The 18,535-nt window shown below is 46.8% G+C and carries 10 protein-coding genes; 9 read left to right on the top strand and 1 reads right to left on the bottom strand.

The features are described 5' to 3' along the window. Both AB1756_07400 and AB1756_07395 read left to right on the top strand, forming a co-directional pair. On the top strand, positions 1–2,925 hold a 2,925-nt coding region (locus tag AB1756_07400; GenBank protein MEW5807153.1), incomplete at its 5' end, for an AAA family ATPase. Next, positions 2,922–3,860 carry a hypothetical protein gene (locus tag AB1756_07395; GenBank protein MEW5807152.1) on the top strand — a complete coding sequence of 313 codons (939 nt, stop codon included), beginning with the start codon at positions 2,922–2,924 and terminating at the stop codon, positions 3,858–3,860. The genes AB1756_07400 and AB1756_07395, both read left to right, overlap by 4 nt. Before the next feature lie 48 nt (positions 3,861–3,908). Here the strand turns inward: AB1756_07395 and AB1756_07390 are convergent, their stop codons facing one another. Further along, positions 3,909–5,885 (bottom strand): hypothetical protein, encoded by a 1,977-nt coding sequence (locus AB1756_07390; protein ID MEW5807151.1) that lies wholly within the window; start codon positions 5,883–5,885, stop codon positions 3,909–3,911. A 142-nt stretch (positions 5,886–6,027) separates the two neighbouring features. On the opposite strand from AB1756_07390, the gene AB1756_07385 reads away from it, so the two are divergent. The 7 genes from AB1756_07385 to AB1756_07355 all read left to right on the top strand — a co-directional run. Further along, positions 6,028–7,944, top strand: coding sequence for a sulfatase-like hydrolase/transferase (locus tag AB1756_07385; GenBank protein MEW5807150.1), 1,917 nt, complete (start codon positions 6,028–6,030; stop codon positions 7,942–7,944). 139 nt (positions 7,945–8,083) lie between these two features. Further along, positions 8,084–8,407: a PqqD family protein gene (locus AB1756_07380; protein ID MEW5807149.1), complete on the top strand. Its 324-nt coding sequence runs from the start codon at positions 8,084–8,086 to the stop codon at positions 8,405–8,407. Positions 8,408–8,433: 26 nt separating this feature from the next. Next, positions 8,434–9,474, top strand: coding sequence for a radical SAM protein (locus AB1756_07375; GenBank protein ID MEW5807148.1), 1,041 nt, complete (start codon positions 8,434–8,436; stop codon positions 9,472–9,474). Positions 9,475–9,759: 285 nt separating this feature from the next. Beyond that, a complete protein-coding gene (locus tag AB1756_07370; protein ID MEW5807147.1) occupies positions 9,760–14,091 on the top strand; it encodes a C25 family cysteine peptidase in 4,332 nt (1,443 codons plus the stop codon). 98 nt (positions 14,092–14,189) lie between these two features. Continuing rightward, on the top strand, positions 14,190–14,741 hold the full coding sequence (locus AB1756_07365) for a sigma-70 family RNA polymerase sigma factor (GenBank protein ID MEW5807146.1): 552 nt from the start codon (positions 14,190–14,192) through the stop codon (positions 14,739–14,741). A gap of 918 nt (positions 14,742–15,659) precedes the next feature. Next, entirely contained in the window at positions 15,660–16,961 is a 1,302-nt protein-coding gene (locus tag AB1756_07360) for an ATP-binding protein (GenBank protein ID MEW5807145.1), read from the top strand. 385 nt (positions 16,962–17,346) lie between these two features. After that, positions 17,347–18,535, top strand: a 1,189-nt coding sequence (locus AB1756_07355; GenBank protein MEW5807144.1) for a sulfatase, incomplete at its 3' end; no start/stop codon positions are given.

Raw genomic sequence — 18,535 nt, 5'->3', positions numbered from 1 at the left:
GAATCCATTAACGAGCAGCAGAACGAGGAGGGATTGGACCCGGTAAGCCTGCGAAGCAGACTGATAGCGGATAACCTTATCAGGTTTACCGGCAATATCTTCCTGGCAGACTCATTAAGGGATACCGAGGATGACGAAGAGATATCCTCCAGGAACAGGAACCTTCTGGGCAGCCCATCTTTATTACATCTTCTGGAGGTGCAGGAATGCTTCATCAAGAGAAAGAGAAAGAGAGCCATGGCCATCCTCGGACTTCTCCCCCGGAACCATATTGAAGCATCTCTTTCCCTGGGCCGCTTCCTTAAACTCATAGAGAAGCTCAAGATTCTGCTGAAGAACGAGGAGACTTCCTCGGCATCGCGCAGGAAGACGCTATGGATCGATTCGGCTCTGAATACTGAGCTTGCAGGATTCATCCTTCAGAACTTCAGATCAGAGGTGGTCTCCATCGATTCAGGAAGTTGTAATGGTTACTATCTCAAATCCCCGTCAGGGGAGTTAATGCCGCTCTTCCCCTTCTTCATCGAGGTTGATGATGAGAAGATGGGACTCTTCGACTCCTTCTTCAACGATGAGGTCATTTATGTGGAAACGGAGACGGGGAAGTCCTGCCCCATAGAGAGTGAGGAAGTCCTTCAAAGTTTCGCAGAGTTCATGTTCAGGATAGGTCTCTATACGAAGGCTTCGGATCTCTTCAAGAAGGTGAGAACAAAAGAGGGAAGGGAAACTATTCTGGAGGGCGAAAGAGCCTGCGAGTGTGCTCTCAATGGATACCGGCTATATCAATCCGGTGATTTCGAAGGGGCGGTGAGAGAGTTCTCCAGGGCGGTCAGATTGAAACCGGAACTCTCTCAGATCTACATCCAGCTATCCCTCTCCTTGGCCAAGTTGAATGAGATGGATGAAGCCATCTCCGTTCTGCGCAGACTCGTCGAGAGGAACCCGTTCCTTGGGCGTGGTCACGAGCTCATGGGGGACATGTACCATGATAAAGGGGATTTCATCTCCGCTGAGGCAAAGTATATGGAGGCCCTGAGACTCGATCCTGGCAGCCGCTCGCTTCAGAGGAAGCTCGAAAAAGCCAGAGAGAAGGCTTCCAGGAGGCCTTCATTCAAATCTGAAGAGGAATCCATTCAGCCGCAGCGGTCACTGAGAAAGATCGAGGAATTCATGGAGGACATGACGCAGCTCGCCGAGATGGGGAAATATCATCCCGCCATCGAGAGGGAAGATGAGATAAGAAAAATCATCCACATCCTGAACTGCAGCACCAAGAACAACCCGCTTCTCATCGGCGAGCCCGGGGTCGGGAAGACGGCTATTGTGGAGGGTCTGGTTCTAAAAGCCATAAAAGGGGAGCTTCCTTCCCATCTGGCACGAAAACGGTTCTACCTCATGAATGTGGCTACCCTGCTGGCCGGAACAAAGTATCGGGGGCAGTTCGAGGAGAGGATCCTTGACCTCCTCAAGGAGATCAAGAGCGAGAACTGCATCGTCTTCATAGACAACATCCACAACATCATCAGCTCCGGGCTTACGAGGGGTGGAAGCCTGGACACGTCCGCTCTTCTGAAGCCAGCTCTCATCAAGGGAGATTTGCAGGTAATCGGCGCGACGACGTACGACGAATATCAGAACAACATCGAGAAGGACCTCTCCCTGTCCAGGTGTTTCCAGAGGGTCAATATTGCTGAGCCGAGCCCTGAATCTATCATTAGAATCCTGCTCTCCGTCATCCCCGCTTTCGAAGAGCATCATTCCGTCATTTTCAGCGAAAAGGCGGTCAGAAGCAGTGTCGAGCTGATCAGAAGATACGTCAAGGAAGGTTTCTTCCCCGACAAGGCCCTGGATATCCTCGACAGGGCTGCGGCTCTCGTTGCGACGCAGGTTAAGGAGTGCGCCCGTTTCGATTCCATAGTCAGCGAGAAGGAGATCCTGGAGGCTATCTCCGCCATCAGCGGAATTCCGCTTTCCAAGATTCAGGCGAGCGGGAGGGAGAACCTAGTCAACCTTGAAGCTACTCTGGGGAAGAGGGTCATCGGACAGGCGGAAGCGATTAAAGCAGTATCGAAGATAGTCAGGAGCTCCCTGCTCGGGTTTAAGCTCTACCCGCAGAGACCCAATGCCATCTTCCTTTTCGTGGGTCCAACCGGTGTGGGGAAAACGGAACTGTGCAAAGCCCTCACGGATGCTCTATTCGGGGACGAGGATAAGATGCTCCGGATCGACATGTCGGAGTACATGGAGAGGATAAGTTCAACGAGGCTCATCGGTTCCTCACCGGGATACGTCGGATACAGCGACCAGAATCAGCTCACCGACAAGATCAGGCAGAATCCTTATACTGTAATCCTCCTCGATGAGATGGAAAAGGCTGACGTGCAGATGATCAACCTCTTCCTCCAGGTCTTCGATGCCGGAAGACTGACAGACGGAAGGGGAAGAACCGTTAACTTCAATTCCTCAATCATCATCATGACGAGCAACATCGGGACGGAGCTCTACTTCCGCCAGATGGCAGGTTACGGGGAAGGAAAGAGGCTAGTGGCGACGGTCTCTCGAAGCGAGATCACGAAAGAGGTCAGAAAGCATTTCTCTCCAGAGTTTCTCAACAGGATAGATGAAATAGTATTTTTCAAGACCCTGACCGCAGACGACGTCAAAAAGATTGCCATCCTTCAGCTGAAATCGCTTAACCAGAAGCTTCGGAGCGAGGGGAAGGTGCTCACCGTGACTGAAAAAGCGCTTGATATTATCTCCAGAGAGGGATACAGTTATGAATTCGGGGCAAGGAATCTCGGAAGGATTATAAGGGAGATGGTCCTCGACCGGGTGGCGCAAGCTTCGCTCGACGAGGAATGGGATACCGCTTCCAGAATCACTATCGATGAAGTGGATGGACATCTGAAGATCGAAATTTCATGAATGTAAAAAAGGATTCTTCAGGGAAGAGCTTTTTCAAGACGACCGCTGGGAAGTTCGTCCTCGCGGTAGTTGTCGCAGTCCTGATTATTCTCTCCTTCTTTGGCTATCAGCTATACTCGCTGTCCCATCCGGAGAAATCCGCGAATCAGAACGATCCGGGGAAGTTTCTCCTTCATTTTGAGGAGATTGATTTCAAGAGTGCAGATGGCATCTTGCTGTCCGGATGGTTCATACCCGGCGTGAAGAAAGGCCCTGTCCTGATCCTCTGCCACAAGCTCGGCTCTTCTAAATCCTCGCTCCTCAACATCGCCATTCCCCTTCAGATGGATGGATACAACATATTCCTTTTCGATTTCAGAAACAGCGGAGACAGCAAGGGGACAGCATCCTCTTTTGGCATTCTGGAAGCGCGAGATATCCTCGGAGCCGTTGACTATCTCATCACGAGGAACGACATCGATGCTAACAGGATCGGAATCCTCGGAGTGGAAATGGGAGCCTATGCCGCCGTTCTGGCAGCGTGCGAGAGAAAGAATATCAGAGCCATCGCCATGGATTCTCTCTATCCTGACCTGAAGTATTATTTTACAAGGAAGCTCTTCGGTGATTCGGAATTTGGAGGGAAGTATCTCTCTCCCATCCCTCTCTTCCTCTACTCTATCTACTTTGGAACGGAGCCGTCTGCCCAGAAGGCATCCAGTAAATTGAGAACCCTTCAGGATCGTGATCTTCTCTTCATCGTGGGAATGGGCGACAGGAAGATGATGAACAGCACGAGGGCGATATACGGGTCTCTCAGGGAGACTATAGACAGCGAAAAGAACCTGATCGAGCTGCCCAGCTCGGAATCGGCAGAGCTTTATGGAGAGGATAAGAAGAATTACGATGAGAAGGTTCTGAGCTTCTTTCAGACCTATCTTCCCATCAAGAAATAATCACACCTGGCCTTTCAGGCGGCGCACCGAGCGCACTTTTCCTGGCGGCTAAGGGATGCTTTTTTCAAGTTCTGGTAAATGGTTTCCCATCTGTGCATAAATGAGGGCCAGCTCATGATGCGCGGGAATGTAGTCAGGTTTTTCTTTGAGGACCCTTCTGTACATCTCTGCAGAAGCGTTCAAAAAGCCTGTAAGGTGAAGGAAATACGCCTGGTTCAAGGTCTCAACGGGGATCATCTTATTCTGAAAGCTCTCCAGGAATTTCTGCAATCCGAGGAAGCATCGGTCAAATGGATGAACGAGAAGACCTTCATAACCCTTTGAAGGGAAACTGATTTCAGGTAGTGGCACTTCTTCCATTCCAAGATATTTTCTTTCAGGAAACGGAGGAAGAGTCCTACCGAATCTATCGATAAGTTCTCCGTTCCTCCCGGAGTCCTTCAGAAAGATGGTCGAATTGGGATCGAGATAGACCATCTTCCATTGTCCTGAATTCGATAGGTCGGCAATAAGTCTGGCCGTGTCGTTAGCGGGGTATTTCAGAAGAGTGAATTCAACATCGTACCGCTCGGCTAGCTCTTTCCACTTTCTGAAATCCCCGGCGGCTTCCATGTGGATTCTGTCGAATGCGGGATCGATGTACCGTCCATCGGTGAAGACACGGTACCCGGGATAGAGCACCCAGATCAAATATCCACCCGATTCGAAGTTGTTATACATGTTTCCCTGAATTCCATGCTCCTGAACGAACCGGGCTCCCCCTGCAGGAAAGGGAAATTTGCTGATCCCGAAGCCTGCTTCGAGTGGCATACTGTGCCTGATGTAATATCTGTTCGAGAAAGAATCGAAAATGGAGAAGATCAATAAAAACAGGAAGAGAAGAATGAACGGATAGAGCAAGACTGGAATCTTCCTTCCATATAATGACCTGAGCTTGCATAGGAGAGTGTTCTTGCATGGCACAACATTCGAGGAGAAGGAAGCAAGTGATTCGCCGAGATTATGAGCCGCAATAGCGGCAGCCAAGAGCGAAAATATAGAGACATTCCTGATTGCAAAGGCCGAGAGAAGTAAAGATCCTGAGAAGACGAAGAAGAGAGCGGGAGAGAACTTTCTAATGTTCAGCACGAAACTGGTAAATCCCGCAATAGCCATGAAGAGATAGAACCTGAGGAACGTGTGGTGATATTTTGAAGCCATTTCAGAAAAGGTTGGAAGCCATTCCTGGATTGATATAGGCTGTGATCCTCCCCGGTAAGGAGAGGCGAATTCAAGGAAGGATCCAACATAGGTAGAGTGAAGAGAGTAGATTCTGATCCCATAAGGGTTGACGAGAGTGGCCATGATTGAGAAGATGAAGACGATCAGCAGGATGATGACTTTCTTGCGAGGAGTTTTATCCTCGCGATCTTCTTTCCCGTCGTAAAATAACGACGGCATGAACCATTCCAAAATTTCTCCTGCCAGGAAGGCCAGAATCATCAGCGGTCCAAGGACGAAGCTCCCGTGCATATTGCTCCACAGCACCTGGACGAGGGGAATCTGATAAACCTTTCTCTTGTGGAATTTGAATGAATAGAGGATGCAGAAGAAGATTACCGTAAAGAGAAGGGTGAAGATATCCGGTCTCGGAAGAAAACGGTCCTTTGAGGCGTAGATGGCAAAATAGAGAAACGGCAGGATGAAAATGATGAATTCTCGTCGCAGTCCGATCCGGTAGAGGGAATACAGGCTATAAATAACAACGCCTGCCGTGAGGATCTGGATAGCAACTAGACCAAGCAACTTGAAGACAGCATAGAAGAGAATCTGCGAAAGCCAGTGGACATCGATCCATTCCTTGCCTTCAGCCGTGAGCGAGAAGAAGTCGCTGTATGGGATTCGGAACTCTTTCCATATATATTCCCCAGTCTTGAGATGCCACCAGATATCGTAGTCGAAGATCTTAGTGATTGAAAAGGAGAGAGCAAGAAGCACGATGAGCAGAAGCAATACCCGCTCGATCCACCTGTTCAATTTGCTCATCTCCTCATTAAAATAAGCAATATATTTATACCAGCCTCTCGTTCAAATGAAAAGGATTTTTCAGATAAAATTGGTGGCATTCGATGCACCGTATTTTTCAAATCTGTTATAATTTTATCTCTATTTTGAAGGAAGTCAGGAAATGCTGAGAAAGATGATCCTGGTTGCCCTGATTATGACATTCATAGCCTTGTTTTTTATATCCTGTGCAGGGAGGGACGAGCCTCCAGAATCGCATCAAGCTGAAACAGCCGCAACTTCTGAGAAAGGCTCTGGAGCAGTAGATGTCATCGTCCTCATTACCGTTGACTCTCTCCGATATGACCATCTTGGCTGCTATGGAAATAAAAATATAAAGACACCCGCCATGGATGGGATTGCTTCCGAAGGGATCCTCTTTGAAAGATGCCTCACGCCAGTTCCCCAGAACCTCCCGGCGCATTCAGCAATCATGACCGGACTCTATCCTGAGAAAACCGGGGTCTTTGACGACGCCGTCTTCAAGCTTCCCGAGAAGTTTAAGACTCTGGCCGAGAGATTAAAAGAGCATGGCTATGTTACGGCTGCGTTCATCGGTTCTGCTGTCCTTGACAGGAGATTCGGACTTGCCCAGGGGTTCGACCTCTATCATGATAATTTTGACAGTCTTCTGACCAATACGTCAGCCATCTTTTCAGAAAGAAAAGCGGGAGAAGTCGTTAGCCAGGTCCTGAGCTTCATGGAAGGCCAGCGGAAGGGGAAAAAACTCTTCCTGTGGATTCATCTGAATGACCCGAACTATCCTTTCTCTCCTCCCGATCCGTTTGAAAAAAGTTACAGAGGCGAGATCGAGTACTGTGACAGCCAGATCCGGAATCTAACTGCTTTTCTGAAGAGCAGCGGCAAATATGAGTCGTCGGCCATAATCCTGACTTCAGACCACGGCATCTCGCTTGGTCAGTTTAACGAGAAGAAATACGGGATTAATCTTTACGAGCCTTCCGTCAGGGTTCCGCTGATCATCAGAGTTCCAGAAAGCTTCGGCCAAAAATCGGCAAAAACACCAGGCAAAATTTCAGCAACCGTTGGACTCATCGATATTGCCCCCACAATTCTTGCCCTGGCAGGTGTGAATAAGGAAGAACCTTCGCTTGATGGTTATGATCTATCTGAATTGGTTACACCCGCAGCGGAATCGAAAGGAGAGGCGGCAGAGCGACGAATTCATTTTTTATCCTCTTATCACCAGTTCTTTGCCTTTGGGTGGAAGGTCCTGAGAGCGGCTGATGATGGAGAATGGAAGTATATAGATGGAAAGGGGTGTGAGCTTTACGGGATCTCAAGCGATTCGAAAGAAACAGAAAATCAACTTGAAAGGAACAGGGATGCTGCAGAGCGAATGAAGAGCCTCCTGCAAAATTTTGAGAAGAATCTAAGCCTCTATAAACAGGAGGACAACCGCCCTTTGTACAATTTTTCTACTACCAGAAATCTTTCGTACATCGGGTATTCCTGGTGTCCCGTCTCTTTCTTTGGCTCAGGAAGGAGCGGAAAATTCGATAGATTGCAGGAGATCGAAGATATCCTGGAGACTGCTCAACTGGGAGTGTTGAACAAAACGCCCGGGAAGACCCTCGCCGAGTTGAATAAGATTCTGGAGATCGATCCGGAAAACTATCTTTCCCTTCACTTCATTGCCTCGCTGCAGCTCTTTGGAGGAAGAGTAAAAATGGCAGCAAAGACTTTTTCTGAGATGGAGCGATCGTATCCCGATTGGCCTGAGACATACCATATGAGAGGGCATATGGAGATCGCCGATAAGGATTTCGAGAAGGCTCTTCAAACATTCGGCAGGGTGATCGGAATCGATCCGATGAATTCGGAAGCGCTCTACGATTCCGCCTGCATGCATTCTCTTCTGAACAGGAAGGAGAAGGCTCTGGAATTTCTTGATAGATCAATAGCGGCTGGATACGATGATTTCAGCCATATCCAGGAGGATCCTGATCTTACCAACATAAGAGATTCTGAAGAATACAAGACGATCCTTAACAGATATATGCGAAGGGAGAGCTATTAAAAGCGAATATTCTTGCTATAATATCAACGATTGTTGAATATTATCGGCGGGTGGTTTAAGCCAATCATCTTAAAAAACCTTTAAGATGCCGAGTTGATAAACGCAGTTGAATGGGGGTAAACGGGAAGGAGAGAAAATTATGGCAATAGATCTGAAGAAATTAATTCCCAAGAGAAGCAAGGATGCGGCATTCAGAGTCATCGATGGGCAGGCTATCGTTGTTCTTCCAGAAAAAAGCGAAGTCAAGATACTGAATGAAGTGGGTTCCAGAATCTGGCAGTTGATGGATGGAAATGTCTCCGTCGATGACATCTGCACAAAGATCTGCACCGAGTATGAGGTAAGCCGCGAGGCGGCATTATCCGATGTGATGAATTTCATAAAGCAGCTCGGAGATCAGGGAATGCTGGAAGATACCGCGACTCTCAACATCGAATCCGACATATGGAAGACAATAAACTAAGAAGAAGAAACCCGTATGTGGAGCTTATGGAGAAGGCATGGAGCCGGTGTCTTCCCGTGGCGGCCCACTTCGAACTGACCTTCCGGTGCAACCATGACTGCGTATTCTGCTATAACACCAGGGAAGACGAGGCAGGCAAGAAGGAGATGGATCTTTCCGATTACCGCAATGCCTTCAGAAAGGTCAAGGAACTCGAGGTTCTCTTCGTGACGCTGACCGGGGGAGAGCCCCTCTGCCGGAAGGATTTCTTCAAGATCGCCGAAGCGGCGAAAGAGGAGATGTTCGCCCTGAGGATATTCACTAATGGATACCTGATCGACGAAGAGACCGCCAGAAAGATTAGCTTGCTAAAACCCCTTGAAATAGAGATCAGCATCCATGGAGCCAGGAGCGAAACTCATGACAGGGTCACCAGGATAAAAGGTTCGTTCGAAAGGATGCTCAAGGCGGTGGAAGAGCTGAGAAAGCTGGGAGTCAAGGTAAACCTGAAGAGCCTGATCACCAGATTCAATCAGGAGGAACTCGAGGGGATAAGGGATATCGCCAGGGAAAGAGGATGCTCGATAAGCTTTGATCCGGTGGTGTCTCCGCGCGACAATGGAGAACTTTCCCCGCTGGAATACGCTCCTGATGCGGATCACCTTAAAAAGTTCTGGACCGAGATCTACCCCGGGCTCAAGAATTCCATTCTTGCCCCCCTTGTGGAGGATAACTGCACCTGGGCAGTCTGCGGGATAGGGAGAGCATCGCTGGCTATCGACCCTTACGGAGATATCTTTCCCTGCATCCAGTGGAGAGAGAAAATCACCAACATCAAGGAAGTGGCATCTCTCAAGGAAGTATGGCAAAATAGCCCGGTCCTGGGAAAGGTCAGGGACATCGCTGCGAGGATCAAGGAAGAGGTCCTTGATAAGGTCGAATTCGGGAACTTCTGTAGCTACTGTCCCGCCATGGCGGCGGCCAGCATGGGCGATCCCTTCAGGCTCTATCCGCAATCCCTTGAAAATGCAAGGAATCTTGCCCTTGCCTACCAGGGGGCTCAAAAGGCAAGAAAAAATAAAATTTAAAAAAATGCTTGCAAAATTGTTGACTTGACCGTATATGATTATCGTTAATGAAGGTATGGTAATGAAGAAGAAAGTCTATACGAAGCCGGAAATTCATTACGTTTCAAATTCTATCCAAAAACTCTAGGGGGAGGTAGTATGAAGAAGGTGTATGAAAAACCTGCTATAATTCACACAGAGAAGCTGGAGGCGAGGGCTGTTACCTGTGAGAAGTTGAGCGATGATACTTGTCCGGGAGGACCGATCGTTACATAGTAATTTCTGGACTACCGCCCTCGAGATGTAATGAAAAAGCTTTTAGCCGTCCTTTCATTTTGCGTTATATGTGCGGCGGGTGGAATCGGGGCTCCAGGTGATTTCTGGAGCCTTTTTTATGGCGATGAAGGTTTCAGATACAAATTCATCTCACCAACACCTTCTCTTGAAAGCAGCGCCGAATACACGAAGATTAAAATCGAATCATTTGGACTGACCGGCGATGAGGGTTACCCTCAGGTGCCGGTCAAGATTTTTAAGGCTGCCATCCCTGAAAATGCTGCCGTCTCACTGAAGATTGTCAACTCCCGTGTAGAGGAGTTGAAAGATCTTCGGATCCAACCCGTTCCTCACCACTCCTTAAAACGCCGACCGGAAGATGCTATCGAGAAAATTCAGTCTGGAATTGAATCTCCGGAGCCTGATACAGTTTACAGGGAAAATGTAGAAGCATATGCTTCCATCTCTCCTTATCCTCTCACGCCCGTCAGCCTTGGTAATACCGGCTACATCAGAAATCAGAAATATATAGAGATTATATTTTATCCAGTTCTCTACTATCCTGCCGAGAGGAAGGCGCTCCTATTCAGCGAGGTTGAGGTAGATATCGCTTTTGAGTATCTAGGAGAAACAACCACCGATACATCCCTGACATACACCGTCGAGCCGGCTTTTGAGAGAATTTACAGGGATAGCTTCATCAATTATGAGCAGGGTAAATCGTTCCGGATAGAGGGGCGGCAGAAAGAGAGCGGATCATCTTTTTTCCCATCAAGCGATCAGATGGCTGGATGGAGTGCCACACAATCACAGACAACCTCGTCGATCTACAAATTGAAGATAAGCAAGGATGGAATCTACCATCTGACCTACAGCTACATTCAGACTAATGCCAGTGGCCTCCTTGGTCAGGACCCGAGGACTTTCAAGTTGATGAACAGAGGAGTGGAGGTCCCGATCTATGTTGCCGGACAGGATGATGGAGTTTTCGACACCTTGGACTATATCGAGTTCTATGGCCAAGCGCTCGCAGATGAAGCGAAGACACTGTTAAACTACGACTATTCCGACCCTAACCCTGATATCTATCAGGATAACGACTTTACCGATACCAATGTCTATTTTCTGAGCGCGGAAGGTCCGGCCGTTGATAGGAAAAGAGTCACGACATTCGATGGCAACCCGGTTTCCGGCTATCCGGCACCGGATGATTTTTACGATACGGTCCACGTGGAAGTCATCGAAAGCGACGGCACGAACAACGATACGTATCTCCCACTGGGTGGGAACGACCCCTGGTACTGGGGGCCGAGGATACAATCCAGTGGAAGCCCCAATTACCAGGATGCAGACATCGGCATTCCAGGGCTTTCACCCTTCTCGCATACGGCGGAGCTTCGCGTCAGACTGAGGGGGACCACTTCTTACTCTCCCAATCCAGACCACACGACGATAGTCGGCGTCATAAGCGGTGGAAGCTACATCACCGATACGAAAGACACACAGTCCTGGGATGGCGAATCGATATTCACCCACGTCAAATCGTTCAATCAGTCCTATCTCTCCTCGACGACGAAGGTGCGCGTCGAAGCTACGACCGTTGCCGGAGTGACGCTGAACGAGGTCATCAGGGATTATATCGAGATCAACTATTACAGACTCCTTAAGGCAGAGAGCAACTCGCTCCCGTTCAATTACGACGATGGGGATTACCAGTACGACATCGACAATTTCACGAATTCAGCAGTTTCCATATACGAGATCACGGAAAAGCTGAGCGGAACCAACGTAGTATCCCCGGTGAGGATCATCAACCCGCTCGTCTCGGGGAGCGGAATTTACTCCGTCTCATTCCAGGTGACTGATGACCCAGACATTCCGCCTGGAGGCAAGAGATATTTCATCGTCTCCTCAGGTGCATCGCTCCTGACACCGGATAGCTGCGTGCTTGATACGGTTTCCGACCTGAAAGATACGACGAATCAGGCGGACATAATCGTCATCGGAACACCCGATACGATTGATAATTCTCCGGGAAGCCCCTTGGACAGTCTCCTGGATTCGAGGCTGGCCAACAGGGGACTGACCTCGAAGGTCGTAATGTTCGAAGATGTATGCGATGAGTTCAACAACGGACTCTTCGATCCCAATGCAATCCGGTACTTCCTGGATTATGCTTACAACAACTGGACGAGCCCGAAGCCATCCTATCTCTTCATCATAGGAGATGGCACATTCGATTATAAGAACAGGTACAGCCTCGCGGATTTCAAGAGCCTCGTCCCGACTCAGATCATGTTCCAGGTCAACTCAACGCTGGGCTATTACTCATCTGACAACTGGCTGGCTTGCTTCATCGGCACGGATCAGCTTCCTGACATCCATCTGGGAAGGATAAGCACAAGGTCTATCACAGAATCCAACGGAGTCTTCAACAAGATAAAGACCTATGAGGACAGCCCGCCGTCAGGAACCTGGAAGTCTCATGACCTCATGATTTCCGATGAAGGAAAGAATGGAGACCCAGCAGAGACGGAACATTTCGAGGCGGTCAACCAGCGGCAGATCGACAAATATTTGAGCAGCCCGCCTCATTCTTACACGAAGATATATTACGCTAAACCGCCATATAACGGGACAGATAACGCGCTATGCAAGCAGGATATCAAGAATGCCATAAACAGCGGCACGGTAATAACGAATTATGTGGGCCATGGCTCTTTCACGAGATGGTCCAACGATACAATCTTCACGACCGATGACGTGCCGACGCTGACAAATGGCAACATGCTTCCCTGGCTGACTGCATCGAACTGCCTTACGGCTGGCTTTCATCATGCCTACTGGACGACAACGACAGCGATAGGGGAGAAGTTCGTCAACGAGGATAACAAGGGAAGTATCGCGACATTCGCTCCTGCCGGACTCTCATACACCTTCATCGGTGAAGAGGTCATCAATTCCATCTTCGACGATATCTATGGACCTCACAAAGAAAGGGAAACGGCCATTATCACTTACAACGTCAGGGATCTTCTTTATGGCAATGGCTCCATTGTAGATCTGCAGGGATATACCTATCTCGGCGACCCTGTCCTCGACCTCGTGATTCCAAGGCCGGAACCACCCACGAATCCGGATGCAGTCGGAGGGAATCAGAAGGTTGATCTCACCTGGACGAGGAGCTCAGACGACCCCTACCCGAGTCCAGGATTTGGATACAATGTTTACCGGACGACTGATCTGACCAAAGAATACACCAAGGTCAATTCCTCGCTCATCTATGGAACATCTTACACAGACACGAGCGTCACGAACATGACGACATACTACTATGCTATCACGGCGGTGGATGCCGAAGGGTTTGAAAGCGCCTATTCAAATTTCAATACCGACTGCGCGATAGATGGTCCAGACTGCGTCAAGGCGACTCCTGAAAATCCAAATCCTCCTGCCAATCCCACCGGATTCGATGCGGTGGACCCTGAAACGGGAGGAAAGCTGAATCTCTCCTGGAACGCAAATTCAGAGACGGATCTGAAGGGTTACACCGTTTACTGGGGGACAAAGTCCCGATTTGCTCCTGACTTCCCCGGTTACTACGAAAATTCGAAATATGTTGGAAAAGTAACTTCTTACGTCCTGACCGGGCTTCAGAACGACGTCGTCTACTATCTCTGTGTCACGGCCAGTAACACATCCAATAAGGAAAGCGGTTATTCCAACGAGGATAGCGAGAAGCCGGACTATGTCCCCGGGATTAAGCCGCCCAAAGCCATTACGGATCTGATGGTCAAACGCTCCACAGTCAATCAGAACGACCTCGAACTGACCTGGTCGAAGCCGACGCAGGATATCTACGACGATCCCGAGACGATAAAAGAGTACAGGATTTACAGGAATACGGTTCCCAACTTCGTCCCCTCGGATTCGAACAGGATTGCGACGATCACGGACCCAAACACGACGAAATATACGGACCCAGGCGCATACTCCTCGGCGAGCAACTACTACTACCTGGTTCAATCCATCGATGCTGATGGGAACGCATCAGGGGTTGGAAGAGAAGTCCCGAATGGGATCGATGACATGACCGTCAAGAAATCACAGACGACGCCGGGGAATATCATCTTTACATGGTCGGCCGTGACGAATGACATCAACGGCAAAAAGACGATCATCGATCACTATCACCTGTACGGGCGTGGCACGAAGTTCAAGAGGTCCGATATCGAAAAAGGGCTCGTTCCTCTCATTCAGGATAACATCACCTCCACCACTCTGGAAATTACTCCCGCCGATGGCGACCAATATTACTCCATCCTCGCCGTGGACAACCGCGGCAACCTCAGCCCCTATTAAGAAGAAATATTCGAAATAATTCATTCAAAGCATTATAATTTCAAATAAAAGCTAACTAAGAATGTGAAAAGAGATGGCTTCGGATTAAGAGATTTTAAGTGGAAGAAGAAAAAGTTGAAAGTCTGATAAGGAGGGCGAAGAAAGGTGAGAGGGAAGCCTTCGATACACTTATTCAGATGAATGAAGGAAAAGTCCTGAGTGTCATCAGGTACATGGGAGTGCCCGCCACTGAAGTCGAGGATGTAGCTCAGGAAGCCTTCATCAGACTTTTCCGGTATATCAGGAGGTTCAGGAGCGGAGAGAAATTTTCGAGATGGCTGTACAGGATATCGGTGAATGCAGCTATAGACCATCTCAGAAAAGAGAGGATCAGGCCGATCCCTGTATCTGGGTTCGAGGAAGACCTGCTGGTGAAAATCGCTTCAGAAAATCCCGGGGCCGAAGAGGATATGCGGTTTGAGCAGTTGAAGAACCGATTAAAAGAGAAGCTCCTGGACCTAAGCGACCGCGAACGAGCCATTTTCGTCCTGAGAGATATTGAGGGGCTTTCAACGAAGGAGATTGCCCGCTCCCTGAAATTGAACTCCATAACGGTTCGCCGCCACTCCACCCTCGCCCGCAAGAAATTGATCGATCTCCTAAAGCTATAATTTGCTAATGTGCAAATTAGCACATCAGTGATTTAGTTCATATTATCTATTGTTGACCAGAAGTTTATATCTTCCACGAAGTGCAGGATATAAATGGGAAGTTTCGAAGCGGTTGCGACTATCTGCGACATGATATCCTGTCTATGCTTCAACTGATCGTTGATAAATGGTAGGCTTCCTATGAAATCCGCAATCAGAAGGCTCGGATCCCTTTTCTCTATGAAACACTCCTTGTCTCTTCTTATTCTATATAGCGAATGTAACGGGTATCTCCCGAAAACAGGATCTCCTTCTCTATATGTGTGAAGGTTTAGATAAGTCAGGATCGATAAAGTATTTGGCAGTTGCTCTTAAGATTTGAAACACAAGATCGAATTTTTGAGAAAAGTCATTTTCCACAAAACATGAATACCGCTTTTCCAAAAGAGATGCCCAAGATTCTTCAACACCAGATATTTTTATTCTAATACCGGAAAAGTTGAGGCTATAATCCATAGAGATAGCTGGAAATTCACAATTTTGAAAAAATTTTATATCGCTTGGAATAAGGCTCATCTTTCCCTAAGGCGACCTTCGGCCGCAACCAAAGACGTGCCTTTTGTCATCATGTTTAATGCATTATTTTGCAAGCAGTTACAAAGCACCTTCAAAAGATCTTCGCAAAATGAGAAGAAGTTTCAGCATAAGATATTAATTGCCATGCATATATTATAGCAACCTACTAAAAAGTTAGCGTAACTTTTTACCATTTAGGAGAATAGCAGGATCTCAATGCCATGCTGGGATTTGTACTTGAGCAATGTTCTGGAGCAAAATCGTACAATACCTTAATAGAGATAAGGTTCTCATTGACAGTGAAAGCTTTATATATTATCTTTTCATTGTAAATGAAAGCTTAATCTTAGGGATTATCATTAGATGGATAAAAAGCTCTTAAAAGAGATAGCGCTGGAGCAGAACAGGAGCCTGAATTCCCTGGATTTAGGCATCGAAAGAGAGAATTTGTCTCCAATGGCAACCTATTTTTCCATGCCACACACGGTTGTTATCTCTGGTATCAGGAGGGTCGGGAAATCAACATTGCTTGCCCAGATCATTAACCGTTTCTGCAAAGAAGGTCATTATTATCTTAACTTCGAAGATGAACGCCTAATAAAATTTGAAGTTGAGGATTTCAATAACCTGTACGAAATCTTTGTGGAACTTTTTGGAGAAAAACGAGTTTTCTTTTTCGATGAAATACAGAATGCGCCGAAATGGGAGATATTTGTCAGAAGAATGCAAGATAAGGGTTTTAAATTTTTTATCACTGGATCAAATGCTTCACTCTTGAGTAAAGAATTGGGAACAAGATTAACTGGCAGGAGCATCATCCAAGATCTCTATCCTTTTTCTTTTCGGGAATTTCTTCTTTTTCAAGGATATCAACCATCCAAAGATGCGCTTTCCTATACTTCCGAAAGGGGAATAATTAAGAAACACTTTAGCGAGTATTTAGAAAAAGGAGGAATGCCAGAATGCTTGAAGTATAAAGATCCAATCATATTAAAAAGAAGTTATGAAGATATCCTATACCGGGATATTGTAGCGAGACATGATATTAAAGAAATTAAAGCGCTGAGAGAATTGGGCCTTTATCTTTTGAGCAATATCACAGGCTTGGTTTCTTACAATAACCTGAAGAGAATTCTGCAGTTGGGCAGTGTCAACACTGTTAAGAATTATCTTGATTACATGGAAGACAGTTTCCTGCTCTTTACTATAAGTCGGTTTTCCTATTCTTTAAAGCAACAATTCGTTGCCCATAAGAAGATCTATTGCATAGATAATGGACTCATGGAATCCATTGCCTTTCAGTTTTCCAAGAACAGAGGAAGATTTTTAGAAAATGCGGTGTTTTTAGAACTTAAGCGAAAATTCAAAGAGATATACTATTACAAGACTTCCAATAACCTGGAAGTCGATTTCTTGATAAGAGAAGGGAAGAATATCATTTTTCTCATTCAAGTTTCAGGGAGCCTGGATCAGAAGGAGGTAAGAAAAAGGGAAATTAACGCCCTCGTTTCTGCCATGGATGAATTGAACCTGGATGAAGCCCTTATTCTTACGGAAGATAATGAAGAGAAGATTAAGATCAAAGACAAATTAATTTTGGTAATGCCCATCTATAAATGGTTGCTTGAAGATAAAACGAAATTATCTCATCATTGGATGTTTTAGCTCTCCTTTTGACCACCTTAATCTAACATGCCCGTTTCTCCATTTTCATCTGAAGCAGAACAATTTTAGAAATGACTTTTCTTGTATAACTCTAAAATTCCATTTCGATCTAAGAGAATCAAGTCCCCCTTTTTCAGCTCATTTTTTCCACTTTTCTGATGAGCACATTGTCTCCCGATTTAATAAAAGGGATAAAAAGATGCCCTTGAAACTCAAGATCCATTTCCCCTTTTGAAGAAATGAATCTTTTAAATAAAAATGGAGAGATGGCCATGCATATATTATAGCAACCTACCAAAAAGAATATTGCATTCTGGTTTCTTGAAGAAGGGAGATCGCATTGACAGAAATACCTTCATACTATATTTTTTAATTATTGAATGCGATGACAAAAGGCGAATCTTCATCATTAAAAAGGAAGCATTTCCTGAAACAATTGAGTGTTGTTCTGCTTTGTGCATTTCTCTTTCTTTTTCCGGTCCCGTCCTGCCATCCTCTCAAGATCAAGCCGATTGAGAAGATCATCCTGATTACGCTTGACACGACGAGAGCAGACCGGCTGGGATGCTACGGCTATAAGAGTATTAAGACACCAAATCTCGATAGGATTGCTGCCGAAGGGTTTCTCTTTGAGAATGCCACCTGCCAGGTTCCCATGACACTTCCCTCCCACGCCACGATCATGACAGGTCTTTATCCTCCGAGGCATGGTGTCAGAAATAACACAAATTTTGCGCTTGGTGAAAATGCTCAGACATTGGCTGAGCTTCTCAAGCAGAATGGATTCAAGACAGGAGCCGCAATCTCATCCTTCATGGTCCATTCTAAATTCGGGATGGCACAGGGCTTTGATGAATTCGATCAGAAGTTTTACATCATGCCGTTTGGAGAGCCCGAGGATTGGGCAGAGAGACGAGCTCAGGAGACTATCGACGCTACTATTGAGTGGTTTGGAAGGAATCATAATGAAGAAAAATTTTTCTATTGGTTGCATCTTTACGATCCACATCAGAAATACGATCCTCCGTACCCTTATGCTGACCAGTATGTAAACAACCCCTATGACGGCGAGATAGCATATATGGATGCAGAACTTGGAAGGTTCTTCGAATATCTCAAGAGGATTAAGTTATACGATAAAACATTATTCCTTATCATCGGAGATCATGGAGAAGCGTTCGGGGAGCATGGTGAATATGAACATCAGAACCTCATCTACGAATCAACGATGAGGATTCCCTTCATAATCAAAATGCCAGGCGCAAATAAACCAAAAAGAATAGAGGTGCCTGTTAGTACAGTAGATATGTTTTCTACCGTTCTCGATCTTGCGAATATGAAAATTGAAGGAAACCCTGATGGATCTTCTCTCGTTCCTCTTATGAAATGGGGAGGTTCAAAATGGACAGGGATATACTATATAGAAACTATGGCGCCTAACCTAATCTATGGCTGGAGTTCCCTCAAGGGAATTAGATCACTGGAATGGAAGTTCATTGAATCTTCCAGAAGCGAACTGTACAACTTGAGTGATGATCCGGGTGAAAATGAAAACCGCATCGATAAGAATCCTG

Source organism: Acidobacteriota bacterium (assembly GCA_040752675.1).
Lineage (GTDB): Bacteria > Acidobacteriota > Polarisedimenticolia > JBFMGF01 > JBFMGF01 > JBFMGF01.
This window is presented reverse-complemented; position numbering and strand designations above follow the sequence as displayed.

Coding starts and splice junctions, on each gene's coding strand:
- AB1756_07395 (MEW5807152.1), top strand. CDS start 2,922: ATGAATGTAAAAAAGGATTCTTCAGGGAAGAGCTTTTTCAAGACGACC.
- AB1756_07390 (MEW5807151.1), bottom strand. CDS start 5,885: ATGAGCAAATTGAACAGGTGGATCGAGCGGGTATTGCTTCTGCTCATC.
- AB1756_07385 (MEW5807150.1), top strand. CDS start 6,028: ATGCTGAGAAAGATGATCCTGGTTGCCCTGATTATGACATTCATAGCC.
- AB1756_07380 (MEW5807149.1), top strand. CDS start 8,084: ATGGCAATAGATCTGAAGAAATTAATTCCCAAGAGAAGCAAGGATGCG.
- AB1756_07375 (MEW5807148.1), top strand. CDS start 8,434: ATGGAGAAGGCATGGAGCCGGTGTCTTCCCGTGGCGGCCCACTTCGAA.
- AB1756_07370 (MEW5807147.1), top strand. CDS start 9,760: ATGAAAAAGCTTTTAGCCGTCCTTTCATTTTGCGTTATATGTGCGGCG.
- AB1756_07360 (MEW5807145.1), top strand. CDS start 15,660: ATGGATAAAAAGCTCTTAAAAGAGATAGCGCTGGAGCAGAACAGGAGC.